The sequence below is a fragment of the Corynebacterium sp. HMSC05E07 genome (assembly GCF_001807225.1).
GTDB classification, from domain to species: domain Bacteria; phylum Actinomycetota; class Actinomycetes; order Mycobacteriales; family Mycobacteriaceae; genus Corynebacterium; species Corynebacterium singulare.
Genome location: NZ_KV788215.1, coordinates 102,709 through 112,840 on the forward strand (window position 1 = coordinate 102,709; position 10,132 = coordinate 112,840).

Annotated in this window: 10 protein-coding genes; 5 read left to right on the plus strand and 5 right to left on the minus strand. The window is 60.2% G+C overall.

The genetic code is table 11. The annotated features are described in order from the left end of the window. Positions 1–19 precede the first annotated feature (19 nt). From HMPREF3149_RS05015 to HMPREF3149_RS05030, 4 genes are read right to left on the minus strand one after another with little or no spacing between them, the layout of a single operon-like run. Positions 20–523 carry a VanZ family protein gene (locus tag HMPREF3149_RS05015; RefSeq protein ID WP_371440953.1) on the minus strand — a complete coding sequence of 168 codons (504 nt, stop codon included), beginning with the start codon at positions 521–523 and terminating at the stop codon, positions 20–22. Next, positions 513–1,847 carry an MFS transporter gene (locus HMPREF3149_RS05020; RefSeq protein ID WP_070536975.1) on the minus strand — a complete coding sequence of 445 codons (1,335 nt, stop codon included), beginning with the start codon at positions 1,845–1,847 and terminating at the stop codon, positions 513–515. The genes HMPREF3149_RS05015 and HMPREF3149_RS05020 overlap by 11 nt, the downstream gene beginning before the upstream one ends. 11 nt (positions 1,848–1,858) lie before the next feature. Next, entirely contained in the window at positions 1,859–4,078 is a 2,220-nt protein-coding gene (locus tag HMPREF3149_RS05025) for a heavy metal translocating P-type ATPase (protein ID WP_070536976.1), read from the minus strand. Between the two features lie 5 nt (positions 4,079–4,083). After that, entirely contained in the window at positions 4,084–4,284 is a 201-nt protein-coding gene (locus HMPREF3149_RS05030) for a heavy-metal-associated domain-containing protein (protein WP_042532774.1), read from the minus strand. A 142-nt stretch (positions 4,285–4,426) separates the two neighbouring features. Between HMPREF3149_RS05030 and trxA the strand changes: the two genes are divergently transcribed. Both trxA and HMPREF3149_RS05040 read left to right on the plus strand, forming a co-directional pair. Continuing rightward, positions 4,427–4,801: a thioredoxin gene (trxA, locus tag HMPREF3149_RS05035; protein WP_070536977.1), complete on the plus strand. Its 375-nt coding sequence runs from the start codon at positions 4,427–4,429 to the stop codon at positions 4,799–4,801. A 155-nt stretch (positions 4,802–4,956) separates the two neighbouring features. Continuing rightward, positions 4,957–5,787, plus strand: coding sequence for a PspA/IM30 family protein (locus HMPREF3149_RS05040; RefSeq protein WP_070536978.1), 831 nt, complete (start codon positions 4,957–4,959; stop codon positions 5,785–5,787). Between the two features lie 164 nt (positions 5,788–5,951). On the opposite strand, the gene HMPREF3149_RS05045 is transcribed toward HMPREF3149_RS05040, so the two are convergent. After that, the gene (locus tag HMPREF3149_RS05045) at positions 5,952–7,265 is read right to left on the minus strand and encodes an NYN domain-containing protein (RefSeq protein ID WP_070536979.1); all 1,314 of its coding nucleotides are present in this window, start codon (positions 7,263–7,265) and stop codon (positions 5,952–5,954) included. A gap of 226 nt (positions 7,266–7,491) precedes the next feature. Between HMPREF3149_RS05045 and HMPREF3149_RS05050 the strand changes: the two genes are divergently transcribed. Genes HMPREF3149_RS05050 through HMPREF3149_RS05060 form a run of 3 tightly spaced genes read left to right on the plus strand, consistent with a single transcriptional unit; the run spans position 7,492 to position 9,649 of the window. Beyond that, the gene (locus HMPREF3149_RS05050; protein ID WP_042532761.1) at positions 7,492–7,866 is read left to right on the plus strand and encodes a GntR family transcriptional regulator; all 375 of its coding nucleotides are present in this window, start codon (positions 7,492–7,494) and stop codon (positions 7,864–7,866) included. Continuing rightward, positions 7,863–8,666, plus strand: coding sequence for an ATP-binding cassette domain-containing protein (locus HMPREF3149_RS05055; protein WP_070536980.1), 804 nt, complete (start codon positions 7,863–7,865; stop codon positions 8,664–8,666). The genes HMPREF3149_RS05050 and HMPREF3149_RS05055 overlap by 4 nt, the downstream gene beginning before the upstream one ends. After that, a complete protein-coding gene (locus HMPREF3149_RS05060; RefSeq protein WP_070536981.1) occupies positions 8,663–9,649 on the plus strand; it encodes a hypothetical protein in 987 nt (328 codons plus the stop codon). Before HMPREF3149_RS05055 ends, HMPREF3149_RS05060 begins: the two co-directional genes overlap by 4 nt. The last annotated feature ends 483 nt before the right edge of the window (positions 9,650–10,132 follow it).

Below are 10,132 nucleotides of genomic sequence, written 5' to 3' on the forward strand. Positions count from 1 at the left end.
CGGGAAAACCGGCTCCGGTTTAGAGGTCCACCACCGCGTTGGGGTCACCCAACCGTGGGCCAAGAATCACCAGCACCAAGAAAACCGCAGCTGCGGCCAGCGCCAGCCATCGCCACAGCGGGAAGAAACGCTCGCCACTAAGGCGCGCAAAGACTGCTCCGATGAGTGCGCCCAGGGTATTGAAGATGAGATCATCAATATCCGTGCGCCCGAGCGCGAAGGCATACTGCGTAGTTTCGAGCGCTAGGCTCAGAGCGAAGCCCCACGCGGCCGTCTTAGGCAACGACCGGCACAGGGCAAAGACCAGCATGCCGAAGGGAATGAAGAAGGCGGTATTGCCCGCGTACTCAAAGAGCGGGCCAAACCAGGTGCCGCCTGAAAACTCGTCGAGCGGTACCAGCCGCAGGTCCCTTACACGCTGGTTTTCCGGCTTCCACAGGTAGCCGATCTGATAGAAGGGCTTGAGCGTGGTGAGAGCGACCATCACCGCTATCCATGCGGCGAGGGATACTCTATTGAGCAAGGGCCTTGCCTCGAAGTTCGGGGAGGCTGAGCGCTGCGATTGCCGCTATGGCGAAGGCCGCGGCGAAGAGTACGAAGAGCCAGCCCGCGCCTGCCGCAGCAATAAGAGGAGGGACAATGAGTGGCGCGAGGATGGAGGCGAGCCGGCCGAAACCGGCGGCCGCACCGGTGCCGCGTCCGCGAAGTGCCGTGGGGTAGAGCTCCGGGCCGATGGCATAGAGCGCGCCCCATGCGCCCAAGTTGAAGAAGGACAGCAGGCAGCCGGCCAGAATGATCATGGCCTCGCTGCCGGCAAAGCCGTAGAGACCCGCGGACAAGGCGGAGCCCACGAGGAAGGTAGCCAAGGTGCTGCGGCGCCCCCATACCTCAATGAGCCAGGCAGCCGCGGCGTAGCCGGGCAGCTGGGCCAGGGTGATGATGAGCGTGAAGCTGAAGGACTTCACGAGGGAGAAGCCATCGGCAACAAGCAGGGACGGAATCCAAATGAAGGCACCGTAGTAGGACAAGTTGACGCAGAACCAGATGGTCCATAGCGCCAGGGTGCGTCCGCGCAGGCTTCTAGACCAGATGCTGGTGGAGGTGACGTCTTCCTCCGAGTAGGTCGGCGCAGGCGTTGCGCGGTCGATGTCGGCGTCATCTACCTCGGCTTCAAAGGAGGCGACGATCTCCTCGGCCTCCTCGTGGCGGCCTTGTGACTCGAGGAAGCGCACGGACTCAGGTAGCTTCAAGCGCACGAAGAGGGCGTAGACTGCGGGCACCATGCCGAAGGCGAGAGCCCAGCGCCAGCCGCTTTCCGACGCCCCCACGACAAACGTTCCGAGAACAGCCGCAAGAATCCAGCCCAAGGCCCAGAAGGCTTCGAGTAGGACCACCATGCGGCCGCGCACCTTCAGAGGCGCAAACTCGGAGATGAGGGTGGAGGCTACAGGGAGCTCGGCGCCGAGGCCCAGCCCGATGAAGAAACGCAGGATAATGAGGAGGGTCAGGCTCGTCGCTAGGGCAGACGCACCCGTGGCGAGGCCGTACACCAGCAACGTCAGGGCAAAGATGTGGCGGCGGCCAAATTTATCGGCTAAGAGTCCGCCGAAGGTCGCTCCCAGTGCCATGCCGATGAAGCCGACGGAGGCAAGCCACGAGGACTCGGTGGGCGTGATACCCCAGTGCACGGCGAGGGCCGCCATGATGAAGGAGATAAGGCCCACATCCATGGCGTCGAGTGCCCAGCCAATGCCGGAACCGAAGAGGAGACGTTTGTGCTTAGCGGTGACCGGAAGCCGGTCAAGGCGTTCCGTGCGCGAGACAGCGCGATGATCAAGGCGATTCATGCACTGTGAGCTTACTCCGCGGATCGAAAGTTTCTCAGGCGAAGAGAGTTAGTGACGACGAAAACAGAGCTGAGGGCCATGGCCAGGCCGGCGAGAAGCGGGTTGAGCAGGCCGAACGCGGCAACGGGGATAAGAATAATATTGTAGGCAAAGGCCCAGAAAAGGTTGCCCTTGATGATGCGCAACGTGCGGCGAGCGAGCCGTACGGAATCGGCCACCGAGCGCAGGTCATTATTCATCACGGTGATATCGGAGGCCTCGATGGCCACGTCCGCGCCCGCTCCCATGGCGATGCCGAGGTCCGCCTGGGCAAGTGCTGCGGCGTCGTTGACGCCGTCGCCGACCATCGCCACGACTTTGCCCTCGGATTGAAGGCGCTTGACGGCAGCCACCTTGTCCTCTGGCATGACCTCTGCCTGTACGTCTGACGGGTCGATACCAACCTCGCTGGCTACGGCACGCGCTGCGCCAGCATTATCTCCGGTGAGCAGGTAGGGCTCGAGTCCCAGTTCCTTCAGGCGCGCAATGGCCGTGGTGGAGGAGTCCTTGATGCGGTCGTGGAGCTCGATGGTGCCGGCTAGGTCACCGTCGACGTACACACCGACCTGTGTTCCCGTGCCCTGGTAACCCGCAGGCGGGCGGCCGACGCGAATCCGGGAGCCGTCGATAGTCGCCTCGATGCCTTGGCCGGGCAGTTCTTCAAAAGCGTCCGTGGCGGGCAGCTCGCCCTCGTAGGCGCCGACGATGGCGCGGGCGATGGGGTGCTTGGAGCCCTTCTCTACGGCTGCGGCGAGGCGCAGGAGTTCCTCTTCGGTGCGGGGCGTGGCGGTCGATACTGAAGAAGGGGTTACCTCCGTGACAGACATACGGCCTTCGGTGATGGTGCCGGTCTTGTCTAGCACGATGGTGTCGATCTGCCGGGTCGATTCCAGGATTTCTGGACCCTTGATGAGGATGCCCATCTCGGCGCCGCGGCCGGTGCCGACGAGGATTGCGGTGGGCGTCGCCAAGCCCATGGCGCAGGGGCAGGCAATAATGAGCACGGCAACGGCGGCGACGAATGCTGGGGCCACGCCACCGACGACGAGGTGCGCAATGAGGGTCAGCAGCGCGATGCCAATGACGATGGGGACGAAGACACCGGCGATGCGGTCAGCAAGGCGCTGGATAGGGGCCTTTGAGGCCTGGGCGTCGGTGACGAGCTTGCCCATCTGGGACAGCACCGTATCGGACCCCACACGGGTGGCGCGCACTTCCAAGCGGCCTGACGTGTTGATGGTGGCACCGGTGACGTTACTGCCGGGGGAGACCTCAACGGGGAGAGATTCTCCCGTCAGGAGTGACTCATCAACGGCGGAGTGCCCAGCGGTGACGACGCCATCGGTGGCGATCTTTTCGCCGGGCCGGACAACGATGGTGTCTCCTACGCGCAAGTCGGAGACGGAAATACGCTGTTCTGTCTCGCCTCGCAGAACGGTCGCGTCCTTCGCGCCCATGGTGAGCAGAGTCGTGAGCGCTTCCGAGGAGCGGCCCTTGGCCTTGACTTCAAACCAGCGCCCCAACAGCAGGAACGTGATCACCATGCCGACGGATTCCAGATAGATGTAGTCCATCTGGGCGTCGTTAGAGCGCAGCGTCATGTGCATGGTCATGCCGGGCATGCCGGCATTGCCTAGGAAAAGGGCGTAGAGCGACCAAGCGTAGGCCGCACCGGTGCCCAAGGTGATGAGCGTGTCCATTGTGGCCGCACCGTGTTTGAGGTTGGCCCAGGTGGCGCGGTGGAAAGGTGCGCCACCGAAGATAAACACAATGGTGGCCAAGACCAAGCTAGCCCACTGCCAGTGTTGGAACTGCAAGGCAGGGACCATAGACAGCACCATGAGTGGCAGTGACAGCGCACCGGAGACGAGTGTGCGGTGCAGCAGGTCGGCGGCTTCGGCATCACGCGCGGATTCCGTCGTAGTGGGCGCCGAATCCTCCTCGTCCTCACCACCCATGGTGAAGGCACCATAGCCTGCGCCTTCGACAACCTCGATGAGGTCGCCGGGCGTGGTTGTGGCGGGGTCATAGCTCACGGAGGCGGACTCCGTGGCGAAATTGACGGTGGCCTCAACGCCCTCGACCTTGTTGAGCTTGCGCTCGACGCGGGAGGAGCATGAAGTGCATGTCATCCCGGTAACGCCGAGGTCGAGGTGGGCTAGGGGGCCGGCGGGCTGGAGGACGTTAGTCATGATGCTTAGGCCAGCTCGTAGCCTGCTTCGGCGATAGCGGCAGCGACCTGCTCGTCAGTGAAGCCCTCGCCACTGACGCTGACAGCGCCGGTAGCGTGGTCAGCGGTGACCTCGGTGACGCCGGCAATCTCGCCGACTTCTTCCTTGACGGACATTTCGCAGTGACCGCAAGTCATGCCGGTAACGGTGTAGTTCTTGGTGGCCATGATGTTTTCCTTTCTGTTGCGGATGTTCTTAAGCCGAGGATATACCCCCCTAGGGTATGTCCGCAAGGAATAGAACGGTGTTGTGTACCGTTGTGGGGAGAAGAACCTAAGAATGAATCCGAACTGATAGGGAGATTGACCAATGGCAACGATCGACATTACTGAGGACAAGTTCAAGGAGCTCATTGAAGGCGAAGGCATCACGCTTGTTGATGCGTGGGCTGAATGGTGCGGTCCCTGCAAGCGCTTCGGCCCGATCTTTGAGAAGGCCTCCGAAGAGCACCCGGACGCCACCTTTGCCAAGCTCGATACTGAGGCCAACCAGGAATTCGCCGCTAAGCTGCAGATCCAGTCCATCCCGACCCTGATGGTCTTCCGCGATGGCATCATGGTCTTCCGTGAGGCAGGCGCACTGCCGCCGGCAGCACTGGAGGACCTCATCACCCAGGTCAAGGCCCTCGATATGGATGAGGTTCGCGCCCAGGTGGAAAACCAGCAGGGCGAGCAGGCTGAATAAGCCCTAGCCCGCATCACGCGCGCTTTTCTGTGAGTATCGCTACACTCGCAGGAAAGCGCCTTTTTTTATTGAGCGTGACATCAAAGATTAAGAAGACTGCATTCAACAACCGCGGCAGCACACCTGGCCGCAGCAAGCATGAAGGAGTAAGCGCGATGGCTAATCCATTCAGCAAGGGCTGGAAGTATGTGATGGCATCTTTCGATCAGAAGATTGATGAGAATGCCGACCCGAAGGTCCAAATCCAGCAGGCGGTGGAAGGTGCCAAGGAGCAGCACCGCCAGATCTCCGAGCATGCTGCGGAGATCATCGGCCGTAAGTCCCAGCTGGAGATGCAGCTCAACCGCCTGGTGAAGAGCCAGAAGGACTACCAGGATCAGACGCGCCGGGCATTGGAGCTGGCGGAGAAGGCCGAGGACCCGCAAGTCGCGTCCGAGTACAACCAGGCAGCCGAGGTTGTTGCGAGCCAGCTCGTCGCCGTGGAGCAGGAGCTCGAGGGCGTGAAGGCCCAGCACGAGGCTGCCACCCAGGCGGCCGAGCAGGCCAAGGCTCAGCAGCAGCAGTCAGAGGCACGCCTCAAGGAGCAGCTGGCACAGGTAGACCAACTGCTGGCTCAGGCTGACCAGGCTGCGATGCAGGAGAAAAACGCTGAGGCTCTCGACTCCATGAATGAGTTGAAGCCTGACGATTCCACGCCGACGTTGGATGGCGTGCGCGCCAAGATTGAAAAGCGCTACGCTGACGCTCTCGGCGCCCAGGAGCTGCACCAAGCCTCAGGCGGGGATCGCATTCAGGAGATTACTGCCGCAGGCCACGATATGGCCGCGACCTCTCGCCTCGATGAGATTCGTGCCGAGATGGCCAAGGACAAGGAGCTAGAGTCCGGTGCTGGCGATAAGCCCGCGGACGCTATTGAAGCTGGTTCCGATGGCGAAACCGACGCCACCGAGGACGTAGAAGGGGCAGAGGGTCCCGACAGGAAGTAGCAGAGGGACCACACTACAGGGACCTTCCAGGGCGCGGGATTAAGATAATCCCAGGTCGCGGATAGCGACAAGCCTTAGAAGGTCCCTTTAGTGTGCTCCTCGTGAGGTGTCAGGCAGCAGCGTGCCGGTGTGGCTTCTCGGCACGCTGCGGGTACTGGCGCGCGTTAGCCGTCTTGGCGGCGGATGTTAATGAGCACGCCACGGATGCCGGAGTGGAAACCATCACGAAGATTCACGCGCTGGGTCTCGGTCAGGGTGTACTCATGAAGCGTTTCGCAGGCGAACTGCAACAGTGGGCGGTCGATCTCTGGGGGCAGGCCGCCGCCGGAGAGGAGGTGGGCTTGGTCGCGCTGATCGGCGCTGGCCGCGTTATCGAACCACCAGGAGGCGTACTGCTGACCAACGTCGAAGGGCGATTGGAAGCCGGCGGAGCTCCAGACCTCTTCAGGTAGCGGGACATACTTTGAGCGCAGCTTACGGCGCGGGGCCATCATGGAGGGCTTTGGCGCAGAGGGCTTCGGCCCCGGCTTCGGCGCCGTATTCATATCTGAGGCCTGCGCGTTCGCGGACTTGGCCTCGGAAGAATCCTTGTTGGTGACGTCGTCCGCGTCGCTGGAGTCCTCCGTGGACGCCGCGGCGGCGGGCAAGCGACGGCCGGAAAGAATGGGCTCATCCTCGTCGATGGGCGCCTCGGCGGTCGCAGCGTCTGGTGCGGCGGGGGCCGCAGCGGAAGGAGTGGAGGGACCAGGCTTCGGCGCCGAAGGGAAGGCGGCTTGGGCTTCCGTCGGCTCTTCGGGTTCGAGGTCCTCACTATCCGCGGTGGTGTCGGTAGGGGCGGAGGGTTGGTCGGCGGGGACGTCGCCAAGCGCTGCGTCAGAATCGGACTCCTCATCGGACTCGCGCGGCTCACGGATTGTCGGCGGCAGTGGCCCCTCGAGGACTTCGAGTTCCATGGCGTCGGCGAAGTCCTCGCGCGGGTCGAGGATGGTCGTGGAGTCACAGGCGTGGCGAAGGGCCGAGGACATGGAATCCCATCCGAAGCCGTAGAGGTGCACGCGCACTCCGTTGTTGACGGCTTCCTGGACGCCGGGAATCATGTCAGCGTCACCGGAGACCAGCACAAAGTCGGTGACCTGGCCCTTCATTGCGGAGACAATCATATCCGCGACGAGGCGGGTATCCACGGCCTTCTGCGTGCGGCGCTCACCCCATTCGATGAGCTGGCCGGTGCGCAGTTGCACACCATCGCACACGCGTAGCGCGCGCTGGTAGCGGTGGGGGCCGGTATCGGGGATTCCGTCGTACCAGTACTGACGGTGAATACGGTTGCCCACCTGGTTTTCAATCATGCAGCCGAGGGAACTAACAACCTCGGGCAAATCAATCTCTAGCTGGGCCCGAGCGCCGGTCTCCCAGGAGTTATAAAAACTAGCGAGTAGGTATGACGTGTCAACGAAAACAAGTGTTCGTTCAAGCATGGCTCCTAAATTCCGTTCTATTGTTTCTAACTAATTTTTCTATGGTCACATTCGTGTGGTCCCCAGCCTAAGGCTAGTGGGTTCCAGTGTGCCCCATTGGTCACAAAACGTCGATAACCTTAAGGAAATTCGCAGGTCAAGAGGGTGTTAAGAGGAACTCTTGCGGGCGGTATAGGGTCGGTTATATGGTTAGTTACATGAGTAACCAACCAACTAGGAGGCGTGCATGGACAATTCCGCGCAGCCCCTCTTTCGCCAGATAGCGGTGCTTATCGAGGACGCCATCATTGACGGCACTCTCGCTGAAGGTGCCCAGGCGCCGTCCACGAATGAGCTCGCCGCTTTCCACAGCATCAACCCAGCCACCGCCCGCAAGGGCCTCACCCTCCTCGCGGATCTCGGGATCCTCGAAAAACGCCGAGGCATCGGAATGTTCGTCACCTTTGGCGCGGCCGAACTTATTCGTGCACGCCGCCGCCAGGACTTTGCGGCCGAATACGCCGCCCCGCTTATCGACGAAGCCGTGCACCTGGGCTATACCCGCCAGCAACTCCATGACCTCATCGACTTAGTCGCAGAAAGCCGAGGACTCTACTCATGATTAAGACCCCAGATTTCACATTCAGCGACGGCCTCACCCACGGGCTTGTCGGCCCCAATGGCATTGGTAAGACCACTCTGTTGCGCAAAATTGCCGGTCAACTGGGTGGTTCCGGTATCACGGTTAACGGTGAGAAGCCCTTCGACAATGAGAAGGTGCTCAACCACATTGTGCTCATGGGCATTGATAACCCCCTGCCCGAAGGCTGGAACATGAAGAAGGTCTTCACTGTATCCAGTCTGCGTTGGTCCACCTGGAATAAAGAGCGCGCCGAAGAGCTGGTCGAGCGCTTTGAGCTGCCCATGAAGAACTACTCGGGCCTGTCCCGGGGGCAGAAGTCGGCGGCTAGCTTCATCGTTGCGGTGGCATCGGGGGTGCCTATCATGCTTCTTGATGAACCCTACCTCGGCCTCGATGCCGCTAAACGGGAAGTCTTCTACGACGTGCTGCGCGAAGAGCACGGGCGCACCATTATTGTCTCCACCCACCACCTCAACGAATTGTCCGGTCTGCTCGACACGGTGGCCCTGATGGGGGAGAGCCCTTTGTCTGGTCCGATTGATGAGTTCATCGAGGGCGTCGTCCAGCTCACCGGCCCCGCCGAGAACCTCGATCGCGCCTTGGGGCGCCTGCAACTCCCGGTGCTCGAGCGCGAAAGCTCTGCGGTAGCGGACCGCGCGCTTGTCGACGCCCGACCCAACCACTCCGCCAACGTCTTCGACATGGCACAGGAGATGGGCCTGCGTGCTTCTGAGGTTTCCCTTGAACAGGCAGTACTGGCATTGGGGGAGACGCGATGAAGCTCTATAGACACATGGCGCTCTCGACATTCAGTGCAATCTACGCAATATGGATTATCGTCTTGCCGTTTCTGGGGCAGGACCGCGGAACTGGCTGGGCCATCGGCTATTCACTCTTTATGCCCCTCATGCTTTACCTTTCCCAACCTGACTTCTCGCGTTACCTCACTTTTGGTCTCAGTACACGCGTGTGGAATGGGCATCGGAGAATCAATGCTTCTTTAGCGCTTGTGCTCATTCTTGTCAGTGCACCTTTTGCGTTTCCCTGGTGGGTACTCATTGCCCCGGTGTTGGCATGGATAGTCTGCATGGTGAAGCAGTTTGAACCATCGCGTTTGACGGCGAAATCACTCATCGCTGGCAGCGATGGTGATTCTTCAACCGGCTTATTTGCCGCTTCCCCGGTCTCTCAGATCATTCTGCGCCCGCAAGCCCGCGCATGGATGTGGGTGGCGTTCGGCGCCTTCCTCGCTATTGCGGCGACTGTTGCGATTATCCAACTGTGGGGCAAAAACGTGGGAATCGTGGGTACCATCGTCACCTTGATTGTCGTACCGATCCTAATGGACTCAGTGCGAAGTTCCTTGAAAGATGCAGTGACCTTCGGGCTGCCCCGCGCTGCCTGGGCGAAAACCACCCTGCTCTGCACTGTGATTCCAGTGGGCTTAGCGGCGGTGGCTGACCTGATAACCGCTGTAGTGACTGGAAATCTTGCAGGATTCACCGTCGTGCTTCTCGCGACAACCTCACTCCTCCTGAGTCTTGCCATTACCGATAAACAGACCTGGCACTACACGGTTGTCCTTGCAGCACTCATTGCGGGCATATTTCTCACCTTGCTCATCAATTCCACGATTCCAATGGAGTGGGCGGTCGCCGGAATGGTGATCATCTACCTTGCGTGGGCACTGACCTATCCCCGAATGGCAAAGCGTGCCAACGTCTTCAGCTCGGGTGTCATGGGATGGTTTGGGGCGAGCTAGAAGCTGCTCGTAGACAAGCACTATAGAGCCAATGACGTGCACTTCTTGAGGGGTTAAAAACCTCCAATGAAGTGCATGTTTGTGTTTTATTGAGGCCGTGTGTATCTTTATATGAGTCAGCGCGACCGACAGCGCCCCACAGGAACGAAAGTTCTTGAAGAGTGGCGGTAGGAAAACAGGCCCTGACAAACAAAAATTTTCTTTACTCGCAGTACTGCGTTTCATCGAAAGATGTTCCGTATGGCTGTGTGGTGATGATGTGTGAGAACTCAATAGTGTGCCAATGTACTTTTTTGTGTTGGTTGGTTTTTATTGTTCTGGCTGTGTTGTGCTGTGTGTGCGGCATGGTTGGTGTATGCCGGATGGCGCTTTTTCAAGCGGCGTCATTGTAAATAACAGTAAGTTGTTTGGGCGTATTGATTTAAATCTTCTAACGTGGCCAGCCTCCTGTATCCCCGTCGGGTTGGGGGTTGGTTGTTGATT

Bases quoted from the DNA above. Each gene is read 5' to 3' on its own strand.
- HMPREF3149_RS05020 (WP_070536975.1), bottom strand. From the start codon at position 1,847: ATGAATCGCCTTGATCATCGCGCTGTCTCGCGCACGGAACGCCTTGAC.
- HMPREF3149_RS05025 (WP_070536976.1), bottom strand. From the start codon at position 4,078: ATGACTAACGTCCTCCAGCCCGCCGGCCCCCTAGCCCACCTCGACCTC.
- HMPREF3149_RS05030 (WP_042532774.1), bottom strand. From the start codon at position 4,284: ATGGCCACCAAGAACTACACCGTTACCGGCATGACTTGCGGTCACTGC.
- trxA (WP_070536977.1), top strand. From the start codon at position 4,427: ATGGCAACGATCGACATTACTGAGGACAAGTTCAAGGAGCTCATTGAA.
- HMPREF3149_RS05040 (WP_070536978.1), top strand. From the start codon at position 4,957: ATGGCTAATCCATTCAGCAAGGGCTGGAAGTATGTGATGGCATCTTTC.
- HMPREF3149_RS05045 (WP_070536979.1), bottom strand. From the start codon at position 7,265: ATGCTTGAACGAACACTTGTTTTCGTTGACACGTCATACCTACTCGCT.
- HMPREF3149_RS05050 (WP_042532761.1), top strand. From the start codon at position 7,492: ATGGACAATTCCGCGCAGCCCCTCTTTCGCCAGATAGCGGTGCTTATC.
- HMPREF3149_RS05055 (WP_070536980.1), top strand. From the start codon at position 7,863: ATGATTAAGACCCCAGATTTCACATTCAGCGACGGCCTCACCCACGGG.
- HMPREF3149_RS05060 (WP_070536981.1), top strand. From the start codon at position 8,663: ATGAAGCTCTATAGACACATGGCGCTCTCGACATTCAGTGCAATCTAC.